This is a genomic window from Mycobacterium sp. E3339, assembly GCF_001666915.1.
Taxonomy (GTDB): domain Bacteria; phylum Actinomycetota; class Actinomycetes; order Mycobacteriales; family Mycobacteriaceae; genus Mycobacterium.
Genome location: NZ_LZIZ01000141.1, coordinates 1 through 23,479 on the forward strand (window position 1 = coordinate 1; position 23,479 = coordinate 23,479).

The 23,479-nt window shown below is 69.0% G+C and carries 25 protein-coding genes; 11 read left to right on the top strand and 14 right to left on the bottom strand.

Features of this window, described 5'->3' with window-relative positions:
- Window positions 1-73 precede the first annotated feature (73 nt).
- Window positions 74-1,147, bottom strand: a complete 1,074-nt coding sequence (moaA, locus tag A5702_RS12345; RefSeq protein WP_055400237.1) for a GTP 3',8-cyclase MoaA — start codon at window positions 1,145-1,147, stop codon at window positions 74-76.
- Window positions 1,144-1,548 carry a YccF domain-containing protein gene (locus A5702_RS12350; RefSeq protein ID WP_055400236.1) on the bottom strand — a complete coding sequence of 135 codons (405 nt, stop codon included), beginning with the start codon at window positions 1,546-1,548 and terminating at the stop codon, window positions 1,144-1,146. The genes moaA and A5702_RS12350 overlap by 4 nt, the downstream gene beginning before the upstream one ends.
- Window positions 1,549-1,710: 162 nt before the next feature.
- Between A5702_RS12350 and A5702_RS12355 the strand changes: the two genes are divergently transcribed.
- The 3 genes from A5702_RS12355 to A5702_RS12365 all read left to right on the top strand — a co-directional run bounded on the left by A5702_RS12355 (window position 1,711) and on the right by A5702_RS12365 (window position 5,186).
- Window positions 1,711-2,124 (top strand): cold-shock protein, encoded by a 414-nt coding sequence (locus A5702_RS12355; protein ID WP_067273548.1) that lies wholly within the window; start codon window positions 1,711-1,713, stop codon window positions 2,122-2,124.
- Between the two features lie 101 nt (window positions 2,125-2,225).
- Entirely contained in the window at window positions 2,226-4,154 is a 1,929-nt protein-coding gene (locus A5702_RS12360; protein ID WP_068221021.1) for an acyl-CoA dehydrogenase family protein, read from the top strand.
- Window positions 4,155-4,181: 27 nt separating this feature from the next.
- On the top strand, window positions 4,182-5,186 hold the full coding sequence (locus A5702_RS12365) for a glutathione S-transferase family protein (protein ID WP_068221024.1): 1,005 nt from the start codon (window positions 4,182-4,184) through the stop codon (window positions 5,184-5,186).
- A 79-nt stretch (window positions 5,187-5,265) separates the two neighbouring features.
- On the opposite strand, the gene A5702_RS12370 is transcribed toward A5702_RS12365, so the two are convergent.
- From A5702_RS12370 to A5702_RS12380, 3 genes are all read right to left on the bottom strand, one after another.
- The gene (locus A5702_RS12370; protein WP_068221027.1) at window positions 5,266-6,132 is read right to left on the bottom strand and encodes an endonuclease domain-containing protein; all 867 of its coding nucleotides are present in this window, start codon (window positions 6,130-6,132) and stop codon (window positions 5,266-5,268) included.
- A gap of 105 nt (window positions 6,133-6,237) precedes the next feature.
- The gene (locus A5702_RS12375) at window positions 6,238-6,726 is read right to left on the bottom strand and encodes a DUF2771 domain-containing protein (RefSeq protein WP_156669598.1); all 489 of its coding nucleotides are present in this window, start codon (window positions 6,724-6,726) and stop codon (window positions 6,238-6,240) included.
- Window positions 6,723-8,375, bottom strand: a complete 1,653-nt coding sequence (locus A5702_RS12380; RefSeq protein WP_055400224.1) for an MFS transporter — start codon at window positions 8,373-8,375, stop codon at window positions 6,723-6,725. The genes A5702_RS12375 and A5702_RS12380 overlap by 4 nt, the downstream gene beginning before the upstream one ends.
- 130 nt (window positions 8,376-8,505) lie before the next feature.
- Here A5702_RS12380 and A5702_RS12385 point away from each other — a divergent pair, with 130 nt between their 5' ends.
- Window positions 8,506-9,441 (top strand): DUF3027 domain-containing protein, encoded by a 936-nt coding sequence (locus A5702_RS12385; protein WP_156669599.1) that lies wholly within the window; start codon window positions 8,506-8,508, stop codon window positions 9,439-9,441.
- On the opposite strand, the gene A5702_RS12390 is transcribed toward A5702_RS12385, so the two are convergent.
- The gene (locus A5702_RS12390) at window positions 9,438-9,893 is read right to left on the bottom strand and encodes an SRPBCC family protein (RefSeq protein WP_068221037.1); all 456 of its coding nucleotides are present in this window, start codon (window positions 9,891-9,893) and stop codon (window positions 9,438-9,440) included. The genes A5702_RS12385 and A5702_RS12390 overlap by 4 nt on opposite strands.
- Before the next feature lie 30 nt (window positions 9,894-9,923).
- Window positions 9,924-10,199, bottom strand: coding sequence for a DUF2530 domain-containing protein (locus A5702_RS12395; RefSeq protein ID WP_068221066.1), 276 nt, complete (start codon window positions 10,197-10,199; stop codon window positions 9,924-9,926).
- A gap of 180 nt (window positions 10,200-10,379) precedes the next feature.
- On the opposite strand from A5702_RS12395, the gene A5702_RS12400 reads away from it, so the two are divergent.
- Genes A5702_RS12400 through A5702_RS12410 form a run of 3 tightly spaced genes read left to right on the top strand, consistent with a single transcriptional unit; the run spans window position 10,380 to window position 11,904 of the window.
- Window positions 10,380-10,811, top strand: a complete 432-nt coding sequence (locus A5702_RS12400) for a MarR family transcriptional regulator (protein ID WP_055400218.1) — start codon at window positions 10,380-10,382, stop codon at window positions 10,809-10,811.
- A complete protein-coding gene (locus A5702_RS12405) occupies window positions 10,808-11,635 on the top strand; it encodes an RNA methyltransferase (RefSeq protein ID WP_068221038.1) in 828 nt (275 codons plus the stop codon). The genes A5702_RS12400 and A5702_RS12405 overlap by 4 nt, the downstream gene beginning before the upstream one ends.
- Window positions 11,632-11,904: a DUF2537 domain-containing protein gene (locus A5702_RS12410; RefSeq protein ID WP_068221041.1), complete on the top strand. Its 273-nt coding sequence runs from the start codon at window positions 11,632-11,634 to the stop codon at window positions 11,902-11,904. The genes A5702_RS12405 and A5702_RS12410 overlap by 4 nt, the downstream gene beginning before the upstream one ends.
- Before the next feature lie 68 nt (window positions 11,905-11,972).
- Here the strand turns inward: A5702_RS12410 and sepH are convergent, their stop codons facing one another.
- Together sepH and serC are read right to left on the bottom strand one after the other, a co-directional pair.
- Window positions 11,973-12,755: a septation protein SepH gene (sepH, locus tag A5702_RS12415; RefSeq protein ID WP_068221044.1), complete on the bottom strand. Its 783-nt coding sequence runs from the start codon at window positions 12,753-12,755 to the stop codon at window positions 11,973-11,975.
- Between the two features lie 118 nt (window positions 12,756-12,873).
- Complete coding sequence (serC, locus tag A5702_RS12420) at window positions 12,874-13,992, bottom strand: phosphoserine transaminase (RefSeq protein ID WP_068221047.1); 1,119 nt, start codon at window positions 13,990-13,992, stop codon at window positions 12,874-12,876.
- Window positions 13,993-14,236: 244 nt separating this feature from the next.
- Between serC and A5702_RS12425 the strand changes: the two genes are divergently transcribed.
- Together A5702_RS12425 and A5702_RS12430 are read left to right on the top strand one after the other, a co-directional pair.
- Entirely contained in the window at window positions 14,237-15,262 is a 1,026-nt protein-coding gene (locus A5702_RS12425) for a diiron oxygenase (RefSeq protein WP_055400207.1), read from the top strand.
- A 20-nt stretch (window positions 15,263-15,282) separates the two neighbouring features.
- Window positions 15,283-16,980 carry an FAD-dependent oxidoreductase gene (locus A5702_RS12430; protein ID WP_068221050.1) on the top strand — a complete coding sequence of 566 codons (1,698 nt, stop codon included), beginning with the start codon at window positions 15,283-15,285 and terminating at the stop codon, window positions 16,978-16,980.
- On the opposite strand, the gene A5702_RS12435 is transcribed toward A5702_RS12430, so the two are convergent.
- Entirely contained in the window at window positions 16,977-17,435 is a 459-nt protein-coding gene (locus tag A5702_RS12435; RefSeq protein ID WP_055400203.1) for a VOC family protein, read from the bottom strand. The genes A5702_RS12430 and A5702_RS12435 overlap by 4 nt on opposite strands.
- A 122-nt stretch (window positions 17,436-17,557) precedes the next feature.
- Window positions 17,558-18,679: a citrate synthase 2 gene (locus tag A5702_RS12440; protein WP_055400201.1), complete on the bottom strand. Its 1,122-nt coding sequence runs from the start codon at window positions 18,677-18,679 to the stop codon at window positions 17,558-17,560.
- Between the two features lie 71 nt (window positions 18,680-18,750).
- Between A5702_RS12440 and pdxH the strand changes: the two genes are divergently transcribed.
- Complete coding sequence (gene pdxH, locus A5702_RS12445) at window positions 18,751-19,410, top strand: pyridoxamine 5'-phosphate oxidase (RefSeq protein WP_068221057.1); 660 nt, start codon at window positions 18,751-18,753, stop codon at window positions 19,408-19,410.
- Between the two features lie 129 nt (window positions 19,411-19,539).
- Window positions 19,540-20,832 (top strand): citrate synthase, encoded by a 1,293-nt coding sequence (locus tag A5702_RS12450; RefSeq protein WP_055400196.1) that lies wholly within the window; start codon window positions 19,540-19,542, stop codon window positions 20,830-20,832.
- 4 nt (window positions 20,833-20,836) lie between these two features.
- Here the strand turns inward: A5702_RS12450 and A5702_RS12455 are convergent, their stop codons facing one another.
- From A5702_RS12455 to A5702_RS12465, 3 genes are all read right to left on the bottom strand, one after another.
- Window positions 20,837-22,408: an NAD(P)/FAD-dependent oxidoreductase gene (locus A5702_RS12455; RefSeq protein WP_068221060.1), complete on the bottom strand. Its 1,572-nt coding sequence runs from the start codon at window positions 22,406-22,408 to the stop codon at window positions 20,837-20,839.
- Window positions 22,405-22,668 carry a DUF2630 family protein gene (locus A5702_RS12460; RefSeq protein ID WP_055404141.1) on the bottom strand — a complete coding sequence of 88 codons (264 nt, stop codon included), beginning with the start codon at window positions 22,666-22,668 and terminating at the stop codon, window positions 22,405-22,407. Before A5702_RS12460 ends, A5702_RS12455 begins: the two co-directional genes overlap by 4 nt.
- 93 nt (window positions 22,669-22,761) lie before the next feature.
- The coding region (locus A5702_RS12465) for a sensor histidine kinase KdpD (RefSeq protein ID WP_197506553.1) at window positions 22,762-23,479 on the bottom strand (718 nt) is incomplete at its 5' end.

The following is a 23,479-nucleotide window of genomic DNA, read 5'->3' on the forward strand; positions in this document are numbered from 1 at the left end:
CGCCCGCGCGGCCGCGAAGTAGCGCACCGTCACCGCAATCCCGTCTTGCTCGACGGCGGCCTCACCCATCGGGCTAGCCACCGATCGCGCTCATCGGACGGGCGGGCTGGATGAAGTTCGGGTCGTTGATGCCGTGACCGGCAGGCTTGCCCCACATCGCGACGCGCCACGCGCGTTCGATCGCGTCGTCGGACGCGCCGGTGCGCAACAGGGTCCGAAGGTCGGTCTCCTCGGCGGAGAACAGACAGCTGCGGACCTGGCCGTCGGCCGTCAGGCGGGTGCGATCACAGGCCGAGCAGAACGCGTGCGAGACCGACGCGATGACACCGAACTTGCCACTCGGCGTGTCCGGGCCGGTGTCGACCAGCCAGAGCTCGGCGGGCGCCGATCCCCGCGGCGCGGGGTCGGGACGCAGCCGGAAGTGCGGGCGCAGGGCGTCGAGCACGTCGTCGGCGCTCAACGCGGCGCCGCGCCGCCACTGGTGGCCGGCATCGAGCGGCATCTGCTCGATGACCCGCAACTGGTAGCCGTGCTCGAGGCAGAAGCGCAACAGCTTCACGACGTCCTCGCGCCCGGTGACCGGGTCGAGCACGGCGTTCACCTTGACCGGCGCCAACCCCGCGGTGTGGGCGGCCCGAAGGCCGGCCAGCACGTCGCCGAGCCGGTCGCGGCGCGTGATCGCCGCGAAGTGGTCGCGGTCCACGCTGTCCAGGGACACGTTGACCCGATCCAGGCCCGCCCGGGCGAGCGCGGCGGCCTGCCGCGCCAGCCCGACGCCGTTGGTGGTCAGCGAGATCTCCGGCCGCGGTCGCAGGGCCGCCGCCGCCGCGACCACCTCCTCGAGGTGTCGCGCCAGGAGTGGCTCGCCTCCGGTGAACCGGACGCTGGTCACGCCCAGCCGGGTGACGGCGATGTCCAACAGCCGCGCCAGCTCGTCGGCGCGCAGCAGCCGCTCGCCGGGTAGCCAGTCCAGGCCCTCGGCCGGCATGCAGTAGTTGCACCGCAGGTTGCAGCGGTCGGTCAGCGAGACGCGTAGATCGGTGGCCACCCGTCCATAGGTGTCGACCAGCGGGCCGGTGGTCGGCGCGTCGGGCACGCCGTCGGTGCGTCCTGGCACCGAGGGAACCCCGAGGGCGGTCAGCGTCATGCGGCCACCGCGGAGTATCGGGGCGGGGAGTCGACCGGAACGATCTGCTTGCCCAACGGCATCAGCGACACCGGGATCAGCTTGAGGTTCGCCAGGGCAAGCGGAATGCCGACGATGGTGATCGCCATCGCCGCCGCACTGATCAGGTGACCGATCGCCAGCCAGATTCCGAACAACACCACCCAGATCACGTTGCCGATCAGGGCGCCGGTCCCGGCGGTCGGCTTGTCGACGATCGTGCGACCGAACGGCCACAACGCGTACGAGGCGATGCGCAGCGACGCGAAACCAAACGGGATGGTGATGATCAGCAGGAAGCTGATGAGCGCCGCGACGACGTATCCGACGGCCATCCATAGGCCGCCGAACACGAGCCAGATGATGTTCAGGATCAGGCGCATATCTCCTCCACCGGTACCGCCCAGCGTACCGAGTGGGCAATAACGGGGGTGCTCGTCAGGCGGGCACCCGAGTAGGATCAAGGACCAAACGGCGTCCTGCGCAGGCGGGACGCTTATTGTGTTGGCCATTCTATTGATCCGTTAGACAAGCAGGTGAGACCAGTGCCGACCGGCAAGGTTAAGTGGTACGACGCCGACAAGGGGTTTGGCTTCCTGTCGCAAGAGGACGGCGAAGACGTGTACGTCCGCTCGTCGGCGTTGCCCGCTGGCGTCGAGGGGCTCAAAGCGGGCCAGCGCGTGGAGTTCGGCATCGCCTCCGGGCGGCGCGGGCCTCAGGCGCTGAGCCTCAAGCTGATTGAGCCGCCGCCCAGCCTCACCAAGGCTCAGGGCCGCCGCGAGACGCCCGCCGAGCACAAGCACAGCCCCGACGAACTGCACGGCATGGTCGAGGACATGATCACGCTGCTGGAGAGCGCCGTTCAGCCCGAGCTACGCAAGGGGCGCTACCCGGACCGCAAGACCGCTCGCCGGGTGTCCGAGGTGGTTCGGGCGGTCGCCCGGGAGCTCGACGCCTAGCTCGTCGGCGCCGGGTGCCGCCCGCTTGCGCATAAGGGGTGAGGAAGTGCCGGTCAGGGGGTACTCCCACCTCGCCACGGTCGTCGAGCAAGGAGGCTGCGATGGCACAGCAAGCGCAGGTCACCGAGGAGCAAGCCAGGGCACTGGCCGAGGAGTCTCGCGAAACCGGTTGGGATAAACCATCTTTCGCAAAGGAACTGTTCCTCGGTCGCTTTCCGTTGGAGCTCATCCACCCTTTCCCCAAACCGTCGGATGCCGACGAGGCGCGCACCCGCGCGTTTCTCGACACGTTGCGCGACTTCCTTCGCGGCGTTGATGGCAGCGTCATCGAACGCGATGCGCAAATTCCTGACGAGTATGTGAAGGGTCTGGCCGAACTGGGCTGTTTCGGCATGAAGATTCCGTCGGAATACGGCGGCCTGAACATGTCGCAGGTGGCCTACAACCGGGCGCTGATGATGGTTTCCTCCGTTCATCCCAGCCTCGGTGCGCTGTTGTCGGCCCACCAATCGATCGGGGTGCCGGAGCCGCTGAAACTTGCGGGAACCCCGGAGCAGAAGAAGAGATTCTTGCCCCGGTGCGCCGCGGGCGCCATATCGGCGTTCCTGCTGACCGAGCCGGATGTGGGTTCGGATCCGGCCCGGCTGGCGTCGACGGCAACACCCGTCGAAGACGGGACGGCCTACGAGCTCGACGGCGTGAAGTTGTGGACGACCAACGGCGTGGTCGCCGAACTGCTCGTCGTCATGGCCCGGGTGCCCCGCGGCGATGGGCACCGGGGCGGCATCAGCGCTTTCGTCGTCGAGGCCGATTCACCCGGAATCACCGTGGAGCGACGCAACAAGTTCATGGGGCTGCGCGGCATCGAGAATGGGGTGACCAGGCTGCACCGCGTCCGGGTGCCCAGCGAAAACCTGATCGGCCGCGAGGGCGACGGGTTGAAGATCGCGCTGACAACGCTCAACGCCGGGCGCCTGTCGATTCCCGCGATCGCGACGGGTTCGTCGAAGTGGGGCCTGAAGGTGGCGCGCGAGTGGTCGGGGGAGCGTGTCCAATGGGGTAAGCCGCTGGCCGAGCACGAAGCGGTGGCACGCAAGATCTCGTTCATCGCGGCGACCAACTATGCGCTGGACGCGGTGCTCGAGCTGTCCGGGCAGATGGCCGACGAAGGCCGCCACGACATCCGGATCGAGGCGGCGTTGGCCAAGCTGTGGTCGAGCGAGATGGCGTGCATCATCGCCGACGAGGTCATGCAGATCCGCGGTGGGCGGGGCTACGAGACGGCGGAGTCCCTGGCCGCGCGCGGCGAACGGGCGGTGCCGGTCGAACAGGTAGCGCGGGACCTGCGGATCAATCGCATCTTCGAAGGATCCAGCGAGATCATGAGGCTGCTCATCGCCCGGGAGGCGGTCGATGCCCACTTGTCGGCGGCCGGTGACCTCGCGAAGCCCGAAGCGGGTTTGCGGCAAAAGGCGACGGCAGCGGTAGGCGCCACTGGTTTCTACGCAAAGTGGTTGCCCCAGCTGGTTTTTGGAGAAGGACAACGCCCCAGCGCTTACAGCGAATTCGGACCGCTGGCGTCGCACCTGCGGTTCGTGGAACGCTCCAGCCGCAAGCTGGCCCGCAACACCTTCTACGGGATGGCCCGCTGGCAGGCCAAATTGGAGCAGCGCCAGGGGTTCCTCGGGCGGATCGTGGACATCGGTGCCGAGCTGTTCGCGATGTCGGCGGCCTGTGTGCGGGCCGAGGCGCAGAGGGCCGTGGACCCGGCGGTCGGTCAACAGGCCTACGAGCTGGCCGATACGTTTTGCCGGCAGGCCACCCTGCGGGTCGATGCGCTGTTCGATGCGTTGTGGAGCAATACCGACGGCTGCGACGTCCGGCTGACCCGCGAGGTGCTCCAGGGCCGTTACGCCTGGCTCGAGCAGGGGATCATCGACCAGTCGGAGGGCACCGGGCCGTGGATCGCCCACTGGGAGCAGGGCGCATCAACCGAGACAAACCTGGCTCGGCGATTTCTGAGTTCCTGACCGACATTCGAGCGAAACGCGGGAGATATGGCCACCTATGTTGCCGGGACGGGTGAATTCACTCGTGACACCAAGTACATCACCACCCGCGTCACCGCCGACGGGCGCGACGGTTACCCCGTGGAGCAGGGCAGGTACCGGCTGATCGTTGCCCGGGCGTGTCCCTGGGCCAACCGCGCCATCATCGTCCGGCGGTTGCTCGGCCTGGAAAGCGTTATGTCCATTGGGTTTTGCGGGCCCACCCACGACGAACGCAGTTGGACGTTCGACCTCGACCCGGGCGGCGTCGACCCCGTGCTGCAAATCCCCCGGCTGCAGGACGCCTACTTCAAGCGCTTCCCCGACTACCCGAAGGGCATCACGGTGCCCGCGCTCGTCGACGTGCCGTCGGGCGCGGTCGTCACCAACGACTTCGCGCAGATGACACTGGACTTCTCGACCGAATGGACGGCCTACCACCGCGACGGCGCACCGCAGCTCTATCCCGAGCCGCTGCGCGCCGAGATCGACGAGGTCAACAAGCGGGTTTACACCGAGATCAACAACGGCGTGTATCGGTGCGGCTTCGCCGGCTCGCAGGAGGCGTACGACGCGGCCTACGATCGGCTGTTCGCGGCGCTGGATTGGGTGAGTGAGCGCCTGGCCAATCAGCGATATCTGGTGGGCGACAACATAACCGAGGCCGATGTTCGGCTGTTCACCACGCTGGCTCGCTTCGACCCGGTCTACCACGGGCATTTCAAATGCAACCGCAGCAAGCTGTCCGAGATGCCGGTGTTGTGGGCGTATGCGCGCGACCTGTTCCAGACACCCGGGTTCGGCGACACCGTCGACTTCGTCCAGATCAAGCAGCACTACTACATCGTGCACGCCGACATCAACCCCACCGGAATCGTGCCCAAGGGGCCGGACCTGACGGGCTGGCTCTCGCCGCATGGCCGGGAGGCGTTGGGCGGCAAGCCTTTCGGGGACGGCACCCCGCCGGGGCCCCCGGTCGAGGGGGAGCGGGTGCCCGCCGGCCACGGTGCATAGGTTTTGCCCCTCGCGCGAATGTCGACTTTTCGGGCGGAATGGGTCAGATTCGTCGCAGAAAGCCGACGTTGGGCATCGATTAAAGCCGGCATCCCGCGACGAGCAGGGCGTTGCGCACGCGGGACACGACGACATCTGGACGATAGCGCAGCAGGTCGGCGCTGACTCGGACAATCGTCCACCCCCGCGCTTCTAGTTCGGCCAGCCGATCGATGTCTCGAGTTCGCTGCGCGGGGTCCGTCCAGTGCTGCGCACCGTCGAATTCCACGCCGACCTTGAATTCTTCCCAGCCCATATCTATGCGCGCAATCACCGCTCCCCATTCGTTGAGTACTTCTATTTGGGTCTGCGGCCGCGGTAAGCCGGCACCGATGATTACCAGGCGGGTCTTGGACTCCCACGGTGACTCGGCGCCGGCGTCGGCAAGCAACAACACCCGCCGCAACTGCACCAAGCCGCGCGCCCCGCGATGACGCTCGACCAGCAGCTCGACGTCAGCCGACTTCAGCTCTGTCGCATGCATAAGCGCATCCACCCGAATTACCGCTGCAGTGAGACCTTTTCGTCTTCCTAAGTCAAACGCCGTGCGCGCCGGCGTGGTAAGGCGGATGCCATCGCGTACACAGGTTTCGCCATCGTCCAGAGTGTCGCTGTGGAGGACGATATTCCTAGCCTTATCGCGGCTGGTCCGGTTGAGCTCGGCCGGCGACCAGTCGTCGATCCACTTCGTTCGAAGCAATGCTGCCGCGGATAGACCCGCCACCGTCGCGGTACGGTCCGACCACAGCCAAGCCGCTACAGCTCGGGTCACGGGCGTCAACTTCTGGCCGCGTGGGACATACACATTGCGGTAGACCATCTCGAAGCGGGTCCGCAATTGATGCGGCGTGAGCATGCTGGCTGCCAACGCTTCGGTTCCTCTGAATGGCCACCCCAGGTTGTGCATGCCGACACATTGCCCGACCACACCGACAGGTCGGCCGAACGTCGGATTGTTGGGCCAGCAAAGCCTGAATCCGCCCAACAACTCGACGTTCGGCGAGCTCGGCGCTCAATAGGTCAGGCGCACAGACCATTCCGCGTGCGGGACGTCACGCAGCTGGCCGGCGGGATCCATCACGAGCGTCAGCAACTGGACGACGATCCCCACCAGGCGCCCGCGCTGCGGGTCGACCGGCGGGATGGTGACCGCGAACCGGGTGGCCGGCCGAAAGATGGTGCTGGTGGTGTTGGTTGGATCCTCATAGACCTGCAGCAACCGCCACGGTGCCCGGTAGATCGCGTCGGGCACCGAGAGCTGGACCGGATAGCGCTCGCTGACCTTCAGTTCGCCCTGGGCTTGCGGCGTGTCACAGTCGTCGAGGTTGAGCACGCTGCAGTACAGGTACGGCCCCACCCTGGTGAGGTGGCCGTGCGAGTACGCGCTGATCTCCGGGCGCTGCGCACCGGACGGGCGCACCAGCAGCCAGGTGCCGACACCGACGGCCACGCACACCACCGTCATCAGGCCGGCGAGCAGCGCGGCCATGCCGCGTTTCACTCGGGCACCACCGCCGGGCTGCCGCGGCGCGCGCCCTCCTGCTCGACCATGACGGGCCGGTTGCCCCCGAGGCCGGGGATCAACGAATTCCCTTGGAAGCTCACAAGTGTCTGCGCCAACCCGAGGATGAGTATCGCCGTGACCGCGGTGAAGCCGACCCACAGTTCGGTGTAGACCAAGACGCCGACGGCGCCGCCCAGTACCCAGGCCAGCTGCAGCGTCGACTCCGAGCGCCCGAACCCAGACGCCCGCGATTCCTCCGGCAGATCGTTCTGTAGGGAGGCGTCCAGCGAGGCCTTCGCGATGGCGCTCGACCCCGACGTGACCAGCGTGGCGATCACGGCCGCCGCCAGGGTCCCCGCCACCGACGCCGCCAGCGCGACCGCCGAGACCGCCAGCGTGCAGCGCACCACCAGCACGGCCGGCCGGCCCAGCCGCAGGCGCGCGGCGGCGAAGTTGCCGGCGAAATTGCCGATGCCTGCGGCCGCGCCGATCATGCCGAGCATGCCCAGCTGAACCCAGCCGTTCGCTTGGTGTGCCTTGGCGACGAACGCCGGGTACAAGAACAGGAAGCCCACCATGACCTTGATGGTGCAGTTGCCCCACAACGAGGTGATGATGTTGCGGCCCAACGGTTGTCGCAGCGTTCCGCCGACCCTCTTGACTTCTTTGTGCCAGCTTCGCCGCTGCGGTTCGCTCTGCTGGCGATAGCTCAACGTGGCGGGCACCTCACCCGCCGTCACCTCGACCCAACGGGGGATCCGCATGGACAGCGAGGCGCCGGCGACCGTCACCGCGATGACGACGAACAACGCGCCCGGCAGCTTGAACAGGTGGGTGCACACGAACTCGACCCCGGCCGCGATGGCGCCGCCGGCGATGGTGCCGCCGAGCAGACCGAACACGGTGAGCCGCGAGTTCACCCGCACCAGGTCGATGGTGGGCGGCATGACGCGCGGGGTCACCGCGCTGCGCAACACGCTGAACGACTTGGAAAACACCATCATGGCCAGTGCGCACGGATAGAGCACCCAGGACGGGTAACTCCCGGTGGCACCGTCGTAGTTCATGATCAGCACCAGCGCCAACGCCGTCCGCAGGACGAACGACGCGGCCAGAGCGACGCGGCGGCCGTGCTGCAACCGGTCCAGCGCGGGGCCGATGAGCGGCGCGATGACCGCGAACGGCGCGATGGTGATCAGCAGGTACAACGCCACCCGGCCCTTGCTCTCCCCGGTGGCCGCCGCGAAGAACAGGGTGTTGGCCAGGGCCACCGCCATCGCGGCGTCCACCGCGAAGTTGGCCACCACCGGCCACGTCAGCGCGGTCAGACCGGACTTGTCGGCGCCGTCGGCGGTGGCGGCGCGCTGCACCATCCAGTACATCCGCGAACCCATCTCGCGGCTGCGCAGCGCGGCGGCGCGGGTGACGGTGATCCGTTCGCCGGCCGCGGCGCCCCGCGGCGGCGGGCTGTCGATGGGATCCGGCTCCGACTCCTGGCCGATGGGCGGCAGGTAGCGGTTGGCGCTCGGCATCGGCGGGGGCCGGCGGGTCCGCCGGTCGGCGCCTTCGCCGGCGGGGTAGTTGGCCGTGCCCGGATGCTGATTGTGGGCCCCATTGCGGGGCCGGCGCCCCGGGTTGGAGGCCACGCGGCCCGGATCGTCACGCCGCCGTCCAGACACGTTGGAGATTCTCCCCTATGTCGACGACATGCGTCTGCAGGTACGGGGTGTGGCTCGCCAACCTAGTATTGGAACCGCAATGCAGGAAGGGGACAGCGTGACCGGGCCGATCGAGGAATCCGCCGTGGCGACCGTGGCCGAGTGGCCCGAGGGCCTGGCGGACCTACTCACGGGCGCGGTGGACCAGGCCAGGTCCGCCGTCGTGGAGTTCAGCGGCGCCGAGGCGGTGGGCGACTACCTGGGCGTCAGCTACGAGGATTCGGCCGCCGCGACCCACCGATTCCTGGCGCATCTGCCCGGTTACCAGGGCTGGCAATGGGCCGTCGTCGTCGCCGCGCACCCCGGCGCCGACCACGCCACCGTCAGCGAGGTGGTGCTGATCCCGGGACCGACGGCCTTGCTGGCGCCCGAGTGGGTGCCCTGGGATCAGCGGGTGCGCCCGGGCGACTTGAGCCCTGGGGACCTGCTGGCGCCCGCGGCCGACGATCCGCGACTGGTCCCGGGCTACACCGCCAGCGGTGACCCGCAGGTCGACGAAACCGCCGCCGAGGTCGGGCTGGGCCGGCGTTGGGTGATGAGTGCCTGGGGCCGCGCCGAGGCGGCCGAACGATGGCACACCGGCGATCACGGCCCCGACTCACCGATGGCGCGCTCCACCAAACGGGTGTGCCGCGACTGCGGTTTCTTCCTGCCGCTGGCGGGATCGCTCGGCGCGATGTTCGGAGTGTGCGGCAACGAGCTGTCGGCCGACGGGCAGATCGTCGACAAGCAGTACGGATGCGGGGCGCATTCGGACACCCCGGCCCCGGCGGGCACCGGGTCGCCCGCCTACGAGCCGTACGACGACGGCGTGCTCGATGTCGCGGAGGCGCCGCCCGCGGCGCCCGAGCCGGTGGAGGCCCGCACCGAGGAGGCTGCGCCGGACGGTGGCGGGGAGCCCGAACCGGAGCCGACGGCGTTGACGCCCGAGACCCCCGAGCCCCAGCCCGAGGCACCCGAAACGCCGGAGCCCGAGCAGCCCCAGGCGGACTAGCCCTTTTCGGCGGCGGCCTTGATTCTGGCCAGCGAGGTGTTCATCCCGTCGACCAGTTCGCGTTCGAAGTTGGTGGTGCCGCCGAACAGCGCGTTCACCGACAGATTCGAAAACGCGGTGACGCCGTTTTCGGCGTGCCGGCTTTCGGTCACGCGGGTGCCCGCGCCGGTGGGTTCGAGTTCGTAGCTCCAGATCGTGCCGTTGGTCTGGACCCGGAAGGCCAGCTTCGTCTCGGGGATGACCTCGACGATGGTGCACGTGGTCGGCCAGAACACCCGGTTACGGCGATTGAGGTTCAGGGTGCGCGTGCCCTGGCGCAGCGGGCCGAAGCTCTTCATCCAGCGGCATTGCGGGCTCCACTCCGGCATCCGGCGAAGGTCGGATATCAACCCCCACACCTTGGAAACCGGTGCGTCGATATCGATTTGGGCTTGCAGCAGCGGGGCTACCATCGATCCTCCCGGGTTGGTGTCGAGTGCGGGTTAGTCGTGCTCGAAGTAGGTTTCGAGCCCGGCCTGTGCGCCGCGCGCGCCGCGGCGGGCCTCGGCGAGCTGTAACACGAAGATGCCGGTGCCGAGCGCCCCGACGCCGAGCCCGGCCAGGGTGACCGGGCGCCAGCTCTCCAGCGAGGGCACGAGAAACGCGGCGGCCAGCGCGGCCAGCCAGCCGAGCGCGCCGAGGGCGACGAACGGCCACGCGTTGAGTAGCGCGGGCGGCAGCGGCGGGGCTTCGCGGGCCCGGCCGGGTTCAACAGACATCGCGATCAACATAGCCCGCCGCGGGTGCGGGCCGCCGGACGGTGGTGCGGCCGGGCGAAAAGCGCGGGTTACGCGCCGGGGCAAGCGCTTCGGCGACCCGCCGCCGGCGGCGCTGAGGGCAACATCCGACGTTCACGGGTTCGTATCCCGATTCCTCGACGTTGCGTGTAACCTCGCGCCATGCCTGACAGCGATGCGCGGCTGGCCAGCGACCTGTCGCTGGCGGTCATGCGGCTGGCCCGCCAACTCCGGTTCCGAAACCCGTCGTCCCCGGTGTCGTTGTCGCAGCTGTCGGCGCTGGCCACGCTGGCCAACGAGGGCCCGATGACGCCCGGCGCGCTGGCGATTCGCGAGCGGGTCCGGCCGCCGTCGATGACGCGCGTGATCGCCTCGCTGGCCGACATGGGCCTGGTGGACCGCGCCCCGCATCCGATCGACGGCCGGCAGGTGCTGGTCTCGGTATCCCAGTCCGGCGCCGAGTTGGTGAAGGCCACCCGCCGCGCCCGCCAGGAGTGGCTGGCCAAGCGGCTGGCGACGCTGGACAGCGAGCAACGCGACACCTTGCGCAGCGCGGCCGACCTGATGCTGGCCCTGGTCGACGAAGGCCCGTGAGTCACGATGGCCTGAACGTTCAGGACGTCGACGATCCGGAGGACCCGCGCCTCGACGATTTCCGCCACCTGAACAGCGTCGATCGTCGTCCCGACCTGCCGTCGGGCAAGGGCCTGGTGATCGCCGAAGGCGTGCTGGTGGTGCAGCGCATGCTGGCCTCCCGGTTCACGCCGCACGCCCTGCTGGGCACCGAGCGCCGGCTCGGCGAGCTCGCCGCCGACCTCGCCGGCAATGCTGCGCCGTTCTACCGGGCCTCCGCCGACGTCATGGCGCAAGTGGTGGGCTTCCACCTCAATCGCGGTGTGCTGGCCGCCGCCCGCCGGGTGCCGGAACCCGGCGTCGCCGAATTGCTCGACCATGCCCGGACCGTCGCGGTGCTCGAGGGCGTCAACGATCACGAGAACCTGGGCTCGATCTTTCGCAACGCGGCCGGCCTCGGCGTGGACGCGGTGGTGTTCGGCGGCGGTTGCGCCGACCCGCTGTACCGTCGCGCGGTTCGCGTCTCGATGGGCCACGCGCTGCTGGTCCCGTACGCCCGAGCGACGGACTGGCCCGCCGAGCTGGCCACGCTCAAGGAGAAGGGATTCCGGCTGCTGGCGATGACCCCGGGCGCCAAGGCCTGCGCCCTGCCCGAGGCCATGGCGGCCGCGCGCGACGAACGCGTCGCGGTGTTGGTGGGTGCCGAGGGGCCTGGCCTGACGCCGGCGACCCTGCGCATGAGCGACGTCCGCGTGCGCATCCCGATGTCGCGCGGCACCGACTCGCTCAACGTCGCCACTGCGGCGGCTTTGGCGTTCTACGAACGGGCTAGGCTCGGCTCGTGACCGACGATTCCGTGCCTTGGGCAACGGGTTTGACGGTCGCGGGGTTCGTGGCCGCAGTGACCGGGGCCGCCATCGTGGTGCTCAGCCTGGGACTGGTTCGGGTGCATCCGTTGCTCGCGGTCGCGCTCAACCTCGTGGCGGCGGGCGGGTTGACGCCGACGCTGTGGGGATGGCGCCACAAGCTGGTGCTGCGGTGGTTTTTGCTGGGCGCGGGCATCGGGGTCGCGGGGGCGTGGCTGACGCTGCTCGCTTTGACGGTGGCGCGGTAACGCGAAAAAAGGGCTAGCGGCGATCGCGAGCGCGGCGTAGCCGGGCGCTGCGGGTCGCCGCCTTAGATTTAGCGCTGTCCGCCCGAGCGCACGCCGAGCAGCACATCCTCCCAAGCCGGGATGACGGGCTTACCCCGCCGGGTGTGCACCGGCTGCTCGGGCCGGGCGGGCTCCTCGTGCGCGGCTTGCGCCGGGGCGGGGGCCGGTTTCGCCGGCTCCTCGAAGTCGACGTGCGACACCCGCGCGAGCGGCCGCAGCGGGCGGTCGAAGTTCGGATCGATCAGCTCCTTGGCCGCATCGTCGATGGCCGTGACCGTTCCGCCGTGCGCGCCGGGGGCGAAGGAGAAGTGCGCGATGTTGTCGGACCGGCCGGCCTTCCAGGCAAGCTGCACGGTCCAGCGGCTGTCCTCGTTGCGCCAGGCGTCCCAGCTGAGCCGGTCGTGTTCCAGACCGCGCGTCACCAGGGCCGCGCTCACGGTGTCCAGCAGGGTGAGCACCGCGGGGCCGTCGGCGAGCACCGGATGCGCGGCCGTGGCCAACTCCGCCGCGCGGGCGCGTTCCAGCAACACGGGGTGCGCGAACCGGCGGACCCGCGAGATGTCGGAGCCCGACGCCGCGGCCACCTGCTCGACGGACGCGCCGGCCCGGATCTTGGCCTGAATCTCCTTGGGGCTCAGCATGTTTGTCACCTGGATGTCGAGCTGCGGTTGCTCGGTCGGCATGGTCTCGCCGCGCACCGCAGCCTTCAGCTGATCGTCGACCGCCAGTTTGAATTGCTCCTCCGGGTTGCCGGCCTCGCAGATGACGTGTTTGCCGTCGGCGCCGATCCCAACCATTTTGAGTTCCCGCATGGTTTCTCCTCGCAGGCTCCGTGCAGGTCGACGGACCCGTCTCGTGCGCACTCTAGTGCAGCTAACGCCCTTAACCTGTGGTGACACGCTGGGCGGTTGCGCGCTGATTGCGAGGCGGTTACAGGTGTTCGACCACCCAGTCGATGCATTGCGTCAGGGCGCTCACGTCGTCGGGGTCGACCGCCGGGAACATCCCGACCCGTAACTGGTTGCGCCCGAGTTTGCGGTAGGGCTCGACGTCGACGATGCCGTTCGCCCGCAAAACCTTCGCGACGGCCGAGGCGTCGACGTCGTCGACGAAGTCGATGGTGCCGACGACCTGGGACCGCAAGGCGGGGTCGACCACGAACGGCGTGGTGTACGACCGCTCCTCGGCCCAGGAGTACAACCGCTGCGACGAGTCGGCGGTGCGCTTGACCGCCCACTCCAGCCCGCCGTTGCCGAGCATCCAGTCCAGCTGCTCGGCCATCAGCGCCAGGGTGCCGATCGCCGGGGTGTTGTAGGTCTGGTTCTTCAGGCTGTTGTCCACCGCGATCGGCAGCGACAGGAAGTCGGGCACCCAGCGGCCGGACCCCGCGATGGATTCGACCCGCTCCAGCGCCGCCGGGCTCATGATCGCCAGCCACAGGCCGCCGTCGCTGGCGAAATTCTTCTGCGGGGAGAAGTAGTAGGCGTCGGTGTCGCCGATCTCGACCGGCAGGCCGCCGGCGCCGGAGGTCGCGTCGATGAGAACCAGGGCGTCCCCGGCGTCGTCGGGACGGCGCACGGGCACCGCCACCCCGGTCGAGGTCTCGTTGTGCGCCCAGGCGATCGCGTCGACCGAGGGATCGCCCTGCGGCTCGGGGGCGCTGCCCGCGTCCGCCTTGATGACGATCGGGTCGCCGACGAACGGATTGCCCGCGACCGCCGAGGCGAACTTCGAGCTGAACTCGCCGAAGGACAGGTGCAACGAGCGCTTGTCGATCAACCCGAACGCCGCGGCGTCCCAGAATGCCGTCGCGCCGCCATTGCCGAGGATGACCTCGTAACCGTCCGGCACCGAGAACAGTTCGGCGACTCCCGACCGGACCCGGCCCACCAGATTCTTGACGGGCGCCTGCCGGTGCGACGTGCCGAACAGCGGGGCCGCGGTGGTGGTCAGCGCCTCCAACTGTTCGGGCCGGACCTTGGAAGGGCCGCATCCGAAGCGGCCGTCGCGGGGTTTGATGTCAGCGGGAACCTCGAGCTGGTCAGCCATGCTCAACAGGGTAGTGAGCGGAGCTGACCGGCCACGCGGCGGTCCGATCGCGGGCGCCCCCGGCCGCGGCGAAAGCGGTGGCCGCGACCGCTCGGCGTTTCGCGCCCTGTGACGCAGGGCACACTAAAACCCTGACCACTGGTCAGCCCACAGTGCCGCCAGGGGGTCTGGAAGATATGCGGTACCTGCGGTACTGTCTGGACACAGCACGTCCAAATGTAAACCTCGTTGGGGAGGCTTGGATATGGCCAGGACACGCATGGTTCGGCGCTGGCGCCGCAATATGGAAGTGCGCGACGACACCGAATACGTCAACACGCTTGCCACACTGTCCGAGGGGTCGGTGCGGCGTAACTTCAACCCGTATACCGACATCGATTGGGATTCACCCGAATTCGCCGTCACCGAGAACGACCCGCGGTGGATCCTGCCCGAGACCGACCCCCTGGGTCGCCACCCGTGGTATCGGGCGCAGTCGGACGAGCGCAAGATCAAGATCGGCATGTGGCGCCAGGCCAACGTGGCCAAGGTCGGTTTGCACTTCGAGTCGATCCTGATCCGCGGCCTGATGAACTACACGTTCTGGGTGCCCAACGGGTCCCCGGAATACCGCTACTGCCTGCACGAATCGGTCGAAGAGTGCAACCACACGATGATGTTCCAGGAGATGGTCAACCGCGTCGGCGCCGACGTTCCGGGCATGCCGCGGCTGCTCAAGTGGCTCTCGCCGCTGGTTCCCCTGGTCGCCGGTCCCTTGCCGGTGGCATTCTTCATCGGCGTGCTCGCCGGCGAGGAGCCGATCGACCATACGCAGAAAAACGTTCTGCGCGAAGGCAAGTCGCTGCATCCGATCATGGAGCGGGTGATGGCCATTCACGTGGCCGAGGAGGCGCGGCACATCTCCTTCGCCCATGAGTTCCTGCGCCGGCGGGTGCCGCAGTTGACACGCCGCCAGCGATTCTGGACGGCGCTGTACCTGCCGCTGACGATGAAGGTCCTGTGCCGGGCCATCGTGGTGCCGCCCAAGGCGTTCTGGCAGGAGTTCGACATTCCCCGCGAGGTGAAGCGGGAGCTGTTCTTCCGCTCGCCGGAATCGCGAAAGTGGCTGAGCGACATGTTCGGTGACGTCCGGATGCTGGCCCACGACACCGGGCTGATGGAGACGCGCTCGGCGCGGCTCATGTGGCGGCTCTGCAAGATCGACGGCAAGCCGTCGCGCTACCGCAGCGAGCCGCAACGCCAGCACCTGGCCGCGGCGCCGGCCGCCTAGGGCCGCACGGGTAATCGCCTATGCCGCACGTTATTACCCAGTCGTGCTGTAACGACGGGTCCTGCGTTTTCGCCTGCCCGGTGAACTGCATTCACCCCACGCCCGACGAGCCCGGCTTCGCCACCTCGGAGATGCTCTACATCGATCCGGTGGCCTGCGTGGACTGCGGGGCGTGCGTGAGCGCCTGCCCGGTCGGCGCGATCGCTCCTGACACCCGCCTGGATACCAAGCAGCTGCCGTTCGTCGAGATCAACGCGTCCTTCTACCCGGAGCTGCCAAAGGGTGAGAAGTTGCCGCCGACCTCGAAGCTGGCGCCCGTGCTGCCGGCGGCCGAGGTGCGTGCGAGCCGGCGGCCGCTGACCGTGGCCATCGTGGGGTCCGGGCCGGCGGCGATGTACGCCGCCGACGAACTGCTCACCCAGCATGGCGTGCGCGTCAACGTCTTTGAGAAGCTGCCCACGCCGTACGGGTTGGTGCGCGCCGGCGTGGCGCCCGATCACCAGAACACCAAGCGGGTGACCCGGCTGTTCGACCGCGTCGCCGGTCACCGCCGCTTCCGGTTCTACCTCAACGTCGAGGTCGGCAGGCACTTGAGCCACGCCGAACTGCTCGCCCACCATCACGCCGTGTTGTACGCCGTGGGCGCCCCCGACGACCGTCGCCTGGAGATCGAGGGCATGGGTCTGCCGGGCACCGGCACCGCCACCGAATTCGTCGCGTGGGTCAACGGGCATCCCGAGTTCGCCCATCTGCCAGTCGATCTCGGCCACGAGCGGGTGGTGATCGTCGGCAACGGAAACGTCGCCCTCGACGTCGCCCGCGTGCTCACGGCCAATCCCGACGACCTGGCCCGGACCGACATCTCCGACCGCGCGCTGGCGGCGTTTCGTGGCTCCGCGGTCCGCGAGGTGGTGGTCGCCGCCCGGCGCGGTCCCGCGCAGTCGGCATTCACCCTGCCCGAACTGATCGGGCTCACGGGCTCGTCCGATGTCGTGCTCAGCGCGGCCGATCACGAGTTGGTCGCGGCCGATCTCGCCACCGCCAGGGACGGCTTGACCAGGCGCAAGCTGGAAATACTGAGCAAGCTCGGCGACGATTCGGCTCCGGCCCATAAGTCCGAGGCGCCGCGCATCAGGCTCGCCTACCAGCTGACCCCGAATCGGGTGTTGGGTGACCAACGCGCCATCGGCGTCGAGTTCGCCGTCACGGGCACCGACGAGCGGCGCCAATTGGAGGCGGGCCTGGTGCTGACCTCAATTGGCTACCGCGGCAAGCCGATTCGCGATCTGCCGTTCGACGGGTCGGCGGCCGTCGTGCCCAACGACGGCGGGCGCGTGGTCGACCCCGACTCCGGGGCGCCGGTGCCCGGGGCGTACGTCGCCGGCTGGATCAAGCGGGGCCCCAGCGGGTTCATCGGCACGAACAAATCGTGCTCGCTGCAAACCGTTCATGCCTTGGTCGAGGACTTCAACGCCGGCAAGCTCGGCCATCCGGCGGCCGGGCCGGGGGCGCTGGACAAGCTGGTCTTGGCCCGGCAGCCCGACGCCCTCGACGCGCACGGCTGGCGGGCCATCGACGCCGCCGAGATCGCCCGCGGCGGCGCCGACGGCCGCCCGCGCAACAAGTTCACCGACGTCGCCGACATGCTCGCCGCCGCTGCCGCCGCCGAGCCCGCGCCGCCGCAGCGACGCGGGCTGCTGGACCGGCTGCTGGGCTAGCCGGCGCCCTGCCCCGCCATCGCGGCCTGGATCTCCTCGTACGGGACCTCGCGGACCGGCTGCCCCATCGACCAGTGGTGGCCGAACGGGTCGGCGACTACGCCGTAGCGGTCACCCCAGAACTGGTCGTCCAACGGCGCGACAACGGTGGCGCCCGCATCCAGCGCCCGCTGGAACTTGGCGTCGACGTCGGTGACCGTCAGGTGGATGGTGACCGGGGTGCCGCCCAGGGATTTCGGCGTCATCGACTTGCCGCCACAGACCTCGGGGAAGTCGTCGTTGAGCATGACGAGAAAGCCGTTGATGCGCACCGCCGCGTGGACGAGTTTTCCGTCCGGGCGAGGCACCCGCCCTATCTCTTCGGCGCCAAAGGCCTTGACGTAGAAGTCGATTGCGGCGGCCGCGTCGTCCACCACCAGGTGCGGGGACAGGGCGGGTTCGATGTTAGGTGCCATTGTCGTTCTCCTTGCTGTCGGTCTCCCAGGCCGGCCCGGGACGGGCAGGCTCGCGAGTTATGACTGCTCCCGCGACGCAAACTCATCGCGGCGACACCCATTAAATCGCCGGGCACCGACAACTAGGCGTTGGTGAGGCTGCGATCCCAACCCTCGACGGACTCGGGGCTACGCGGGCCGGGACCCACGTAGATGGCCGACGGGCGAACCAGCTTGCCGAGCCGCTTCTGTTCGAGGATGTGCGCGCACCAGCCGGCGGTGCGCCCGCAGGTGAACATCGCCGGCATCATGTTGGGCGGTACCTGGGCGAAGTCCAGGATCACGGCCGCCCAGAACTCGACGTTGGTCTCGATGGCGCGGTCCGGACGGCGTTCGCGCAGCTCGGCCAGGGCGGCCTGCTCGAGCGCGACCGCAACCTCGTGGCGGGGCGCGCCCAGCCGCTCGGCGGTCGCGCGCAGCACCCGCGCCCGCGGGTCCTCCGCACGGTAGACACGGTGCCCGAAGCCCATCAGCTTGTCGCCGCTGTCCAGGATCTTCTTGACCAGGCCGCGGGCGTCGCCGGTGCGCTCGACCTCTTCGATCATCGGCAGGACGCGCGCCGGCGCGCCGCCGTGCAGCGGCCCGCTCATGGCCCCGATCGCCCCGGACAGTGCCGCCGCGACGTCGGCCCCGGTCGAGGCGATCACCCGCGCGGTGAAGGTGGAGGCGTTCATGCCGTGCTCGGCGGCCGAGACCCAGTAGGCGTCGATCGCCTCGACGTGCCTCGGGTCGGGCTCGCCCTGCCAGCGCGTCATGAAACGGGCTGTGACAGTCGAGCATTCGTCGATGATGCGTTGCGGGACGGCGGGCTGGTAGATGCCGCGCGCGGACTGGGCGACGTAGGACAGCGCCATCACCGAGGCCCGGGCCAGCTGGTCGCGGGCGGTGGCGTCGTCGGTGTCGAGCAGGGGGCGGTAGCCCCAGATCGGGGCCAGCATCGCCAGGCCCGCCTGCACGTCGACGCGCACGTCGCCGGTGTGGATGGGCAGCGGGAACGGCTCGGCGGGCGGCAATCCGTGACCGAACTTTCCGTCGACCAGCAGGGCCCACACTTCGCCGAACGTGACCTGCTGGTTCACCAGGTCTTGGATGTCGACGCCGCGGTAGCGCAGCGCGCCGCCGTCCTTATCCGGCTCGGCGATTTCGGTGGTGAAAGCGACCACGCCTTCGAGGCCGGGGACAAAGTCTTCGGGGACCACAGTCATAGGAAAATTCTCGCACCCCAGGTTCGCGCCGACGCTACCGGCCGGTAGCAAGCCCCGGTAGCGTTGGCGCGATGGCCGGACCAGACCGTGAGCACCTGCAGAGAATGCGCGTGGAGTACGGATCGGTGGAAAAGGACGGCAGTCCGGATCTCGACGCGGATTGGCTCGACGACGGCTGGGTTGCCTTGCTGCGCAAATGGATCGACGACGCGGAGCGCTCCGGCGTCGCGGAACCCAACGCCATGGTCCTGGCCACCGTCGCCGACGGCAGGCCGACGAGCCGGACGGTGCTATGCAAGAGCGTGGACGAGTCGGGGATCACATTTTTCACCAACTACGACTCGGCCAAGGGCGCCGACCTGGCGGTGACGCCCTACGCGTCGGCGACCTTTCCGTGGTACCTGCTGGGCCGGCAGGTGCACGTCCGCGGTGCGGTGAGCAAGGTCACTGAAGAGGTCACCGAGGACTACTGGTCCAAGCGACCCCGCGGCTCGCAGCTGGGGGCGTGGGCGTCGCAGCAGTCGCGTCCGATCGCCTCGCGGGCGGCCCTACTCGACCAGCTGGCCGAGGTGACCGCGCGCTTCGCCGACAGCGAGCAGGTTCCGGTGCCACCGGGGTGGGGCGGCTACCTGCTCGCCCCGGAGGAGGTCGAATTCTGGCAGGGGCGGGAGAACCGGTTGCATAACCGGATCCGGGTCATCGGCGACCGGGTCGAGCGCCTGCAGCCCTGACCGAGCCGAGGGGCCGGTGCGACGCCGCAGACCCGACCCCGGGCAGGCACGCGAACGCGACAACGACTACCTTCACCTATAAGCACCTAGTCAGGGCAGCCATACCAGCCAGAGCGCAAAGGGGTTCTCGTGGCCGACACCGACGACACCGCAACTCTGAAGTACCCGGGGGGCGAGATCGACCTTGAGATCGTTCGCGCCACCGAAGGTGCCGACGGGATTGCGCTCGGTCCCCTGTTGTCCAAGACCGGGCACACGACTTTCGACAACGGCTTCGTCAACACCGCCGCCTGCAAGAGCTCCATCACCTACATCGACGGCGACGCCGGAATCCTGCGTTACCGCGGCTACCCGATCGAGCAGCTCGCCGAGAAGTCGACCTTCATCGAGGTGAGCTACCTGCTGATCTACGGCGAGCTGCCGGACAAGGATCAGCTCGCTGAATTCACCAAGCGGATCCAGCTGCACACCATGCTGCACGAGGACCTGAAGCGGTTCTTCGACGGCTTCCCGCGCAACGCGCACCCGATGCCGGTGCTGTCCAGCGTGGTGAACGCGCTGAGTGCCTACTACCCCGACGCGCTGGACCCGATGGACAACCGGCAGGTCGAGCTGTCGACCATCCGCCTGCTCGCGAAGCTGCCCACCATCGCCGCGTACGCCTACAAGAAGTCCGTCGGGCAGCCGTTCCTCTACCCGGACAACAAGCTGTCGCTGGTGGAGAACTTCCTGCGGATGACGTTCGGGCTGCCGGCCGAGCCGTACCAGGCAGATCCCGAGGTGGTCCGGGCTCTCGACATGCTGCTGATCCTGCACGCCGACCACGAGCAGAACTGCTCGACGTCGACGGTGCGGCTGGTGGGGTCCTCGCGCGCCAACCTGTTCACGTCGATCTCCGGTGGCATCAACGCGCTGTGGGGGCCGCTGCACGGCGGTGCCAACCAGGCGGTGCTCGAGATGCTCGAGCAGATCCGCGAAAGCGGCGACGACGTCAGCGAGTTCGTCCGCAAGGTCAAGAACCGCGAAGAGGGCGTCAAGCTGATGGGCTTCGGTCACCGGGTCTACAAGAACTACGACCCCCGCGCCCGCATCGTCAAGGAACAGGCCGACAAGATCCTGGCCAAGCTCGGCGGCGACCCACTGCTGGAGATCGCCAAGGAGTTGGAAGAGGCGGCGTTGACCGACGACTACTTCGTCGAGCGCAAGCTGTACCCGAACGTCGACTTCTACACCGGGCTGATCTACCGGGCGCTCGGCTTCCCCGTGCGGATGTTCACCGTGCTGTTCGCGTTGGGGCGGCTGCCGGGCTGGATCGCGCACTGGCGCGAGATGCACGACGAGGGCGACAGCAAGATCGGCCGTCCCCGACAGATCTACACCGGCTACACCGAGCGCGACTACAAGACGATCGACGCCCGCTAGCCAGCTAGCCAGTCAGCGAGGCCAGCACCGCCATCGCGGCGTTGTGCCCGCCGATGCCCGACACCCCGCCGCCGGGGCGGGCGCCGGAGCCGCACAGCATGATCCGCTCGTGCGCGGTGGCCACCCCCCATTGCCGCGCCGGCGTGTCCAGCGGGTCGTCGTCGTCGGCGAAGGGCCACGCCAGGCCGCCGTGGAAGATGTTTCCGGCGGTCATCCTTAGCGTGCGGTGCAAGTCCAGGGTGGTCGTCGTCTCGATGCATGGCCGGCCCTGGGCGTCGTCCATCAAGACGTCCTGAATCGGTTCGGCCAGAACGGAATTCAGCGACGCCAGCACCGATTCGGTCAGCCGGTCGCGCAGGGCGCCGGAGTAGCTGCCGTCGAACAGCGAGTGGGGGGTGTGCAGGCCGAACACGGTCATGGTGTGCGCGCCGGATTCGCGTAGGTCGGCCGGCAGGATGCTCGGGTCGGTCAGGGAATGGCAATACGCCTCGCAGGGTAGGGGATCCGGGATCTGCCCGGCGGCCGCGTGCGAGTACCCGCCGTCAAGCTGGGCCCAGGTCTCGTTCGCGTGGAACGTGCCGGCGAAGGCCTGCTCGGGTGTGACGCCGCCGTCGCGCAACCGGGGCAGGCGCCGCAGCACCATGTTCACCTTGACCTGCGCGCCCTGGGCGGGGGCGGGCGGTCGTTCGCCGAGCAGCCCGGCGAGCACGGCCGGCGTGACCCCGGCGAGCACGAACCGGGCCCGGATCAGTCGCTCCTTGCCCCCGGCGCGATAACGGACCAGGCCGTCCGGTTCGACTGCGTAAACCTCTGCGCCGGTGGTGATTTCGGCGCCGTGGCCGACGGCGGCCCTGACCAGGGCGTCGGTCAGCGCGCCCATCCCGCCGACGGGGACATCCCAGTCCCCGGTCCCGCCGCCGAGCACGTGATACAGGAAGCAGACGTTCTGGATCAGCGACGGGTCGTCGAGGCGGGCGAACGTTCCGATCAGCGCGTCGGTCGCGATCACCCCGCGCACCACGTCGTTGTCGACGGCCGCGGTGATGGCATGCCCGATTGGCTCCTCGATCAGCGCGTGCCACGCGGCCGCCGTTTCCGGGTCACCCACGACGTGCCGGCGGGCCTGCTCGCGGGTGCGCAACGGTTCCAGCAGCGTCGGCCAGAGCCGCCCGGTCACCAGGCGGCAGCGTTGGTACAACGCGGCGAACCCGCGCGCGTCGGTGTCGGCGCCGATCGCCGCGAACGTGTCGACGCCCGCGCCGATCAACAGCCCCCTGCGCCCACCGGTCGCAGGGTCGGGCGTGTACGAGGAATAACGTCGGCGCGCCAACCGCACCGCGGCGCCCAGGTCGTCGACGATGCGGGGTGGCAGCAGGCTGACCAGGTAGGAGTACCGCGACAGCCGGACCCCGACCCCGTCGAAGGCCTGCGCCGAGACGGCGGCCCCGCCCACGTGCCCCAGCCGCTCCAGCAACCGCACCCGAAGACCCGCCCGCGCCAGGTATCCCGCCGCCACCAGGCCGTTGTGGCCGCCGCCTATGACTACGGCGTCGACGTCTGCCGCGTCGCCGCTCAGTTCAGGTAGCCCTCGACCTCGTCGGCCGGACGCACTTCCGCCTCCCGCGGGTCACCGCCGGTGTCGCGCAGCGCCCGGCGCTGTCGCAGCAGGTCCCAGCATTGGTCGAGCTCGACCTCGAGCCGGCGCAGGCGATCGTGTTCCTCCGACTCGGAGATGTCGCCCTGTTGCAGCTGCGCCCGCAGGGCCTTCTCCTCGGCGACCAGGTCGCGGATGTGTGCCAGCGTGTCGTTGTCGGTCGGTTTGTTGCCGTTACCCATCGCTCCAGTGTGCCCGACCCTCCGCGGACCGCGCCGGTCGGGCGGCCCTGGGCGCGGAGCCGGTCAAAAGCCTTGCGCTCCAAGCGAACTCGTTTAGCTCGGGCCGGGCAGGCGCAGCACCAGCCGCGCGCCGCCCAGCGGGCTGCTCTCCAGTGCGGCGGTCCCGCCGTGCAGGTGGGCCTGTTGGGCGACCAGCGCCAGCCCCAGCCCGGAACCCGAATGCGACGCGGTCGACCCGCGGGAGAACCGCTCGAACACCACGCTGCGTTCCTCTTCGGGAACGCCGCCGCCGTTGTCGTCGATGGCGATCTCCACCCCGGCGCGCGAGCTCACCGCCGACAGCTGCACCCGCGTCGCGCCGCCGTGCTTGACGGCGTTGGCGATCGCGTTGTCCACCGCCAGGCGCAATCCGGCGGGCAGTCCGACGATGATGCACGTCGGCGACGGCACCAGCGACACGTCGAGGTCGGGGTAGATGCGCATCGCGTCGTGGGCGGCGCGGTCGAGCAACTCGGTGATGTCGACCGGCACGTGGTCGTCGGACGTCGACAGTTCGCCCTGGGCCAGCCGTTCGAGGGCGCTCAGGGTGGCCTCGATGCGCGACTGGGTGCGGATGACGTCGCCGAGCACCTCTTTGCGTTGATCGTCGGACATGTCCAGGGTGGACAGCACCTCGAGGTTGGTGCGCATCGCGGTCAGCGGGGTGCGCAGCTCGTGCGACGACACCGCGGCGAAGTCGCGCGCCGACGCGAGCGCCTCCTTGGTGCGGTTCTGCTCGTTCCAGATTCGCTGCAGCATGCCCCGCATGGCT

Bases quoted from the DNA above. Each gene is read 5' to 3' on its own strand.
- A5702_RS12435 (WP_055400203.1), bottom strand. From the start codon at position 17,435: ATGGCACCTAACATCGAACCCGCCCTGTCCCCGCACCTGGTGGTGGAC.
- A5702_RS12365 (WP_068221024.1), top strand. From the start codon at position 4,182: ATGGCCACCTATGTTGCCGGGACGGGTGAATTCACTCGTGACACCAAG.
- A5702_RS12395 (WP_068221066.1), bottom strand. From the start codon at position 10,199: ATGTCTGTTGAACCCGGCCGGGCCCGCGAAGCCCCGCCGCTGCCGCCC.
- sepH (WP_068221044.1), bottom strand. From the start codon at position 12,755: ATGCGGGAACTCAAAATGGTTGGGATCGGCGCCGACGGCAAACACGTC.
- A5702_RS12350 (WP_055400236.1), bottom strand. From the start codon at position 1,548: ATGCGCCTGATCCTGAACATCATCTGGCTCGTGTTCGGCGGCCTATGG.
- A5702_RS12425 (WP_055400207.1), top strand. From the start codon at position 14,237: ATGGCCAGGACACGCATGGTTCGGCGCTGGCGCCGCAATATGGAAGTG.
- pdxH (WP_068221057.1), top strand. From the start codon at position 18,751: ATGGCCGGACCAGACCGTGAGCACCTGCAGAGAATGCGCGTGGAGTAC.
- A5702_RS12430 (WP_068221050.1), top strand. From the start codon at position 15,283: ATGCCGCACGTTATTACCCAGTCGTGCTGTAACGACGGGTCCTGCGTT.
- A5702_RS12360 (WP_068221021.1), top strand. From the start codon at position 2,226: ATGGCACAGCAAGCGCAGGTCACCGAGGAGCAAGCCAGGGCACTGGCC.
- A5702_RS12460 (WP_055404141.1), bottom strand. From the start codon at position 22,668: ATGGGTAACGGCAACAAACCGACCGACAACGACACGCTGGCACACATC.
- A5702_RS12440 (WP_055400201.1), bottom strand. From the start codon at position 18,679: ATGACTGTGGTCCCCGAAGACTTTGTCCCCGGCCTCGAAGGCGTGGTC.
- A5702_RS12370 (WP_068221027.1), bottom strand. From the start codon at position 6,132: ATGCACAACCTGGGGTGGCCATTCAGAGGAACCGAAGCGTTGGCAGCC.
- A5702_RS12400 (WP_055400218.1), top strand. From the start codon at position 10,380: ATGCCTGACAGCGATGCGCGGCTGGCCAGCGACCTGTCGCTGGCGGTC.
- A5702_RS12390 (WP_068221037.1), bottom strand. From the start codon at position 9,893: ATGGTAGCCCCGCTGCTGCAAGCCCAAATCGATATCGACGCACCGGTT.
- moaA (WP_055400237.1), bottom strand. From the start codon at position 1,147: ATGACGCTGACCGCCCTCGGGGTTCCCTCGGTGCCAGGACGCACCGAC.
- serC (WP_068221047.1), bottom strand. From the start codon at position 13,992: ATGGCTGACCAGCTCGAGGTTCCCGCTGACATCAAACCCCGCGACGGC.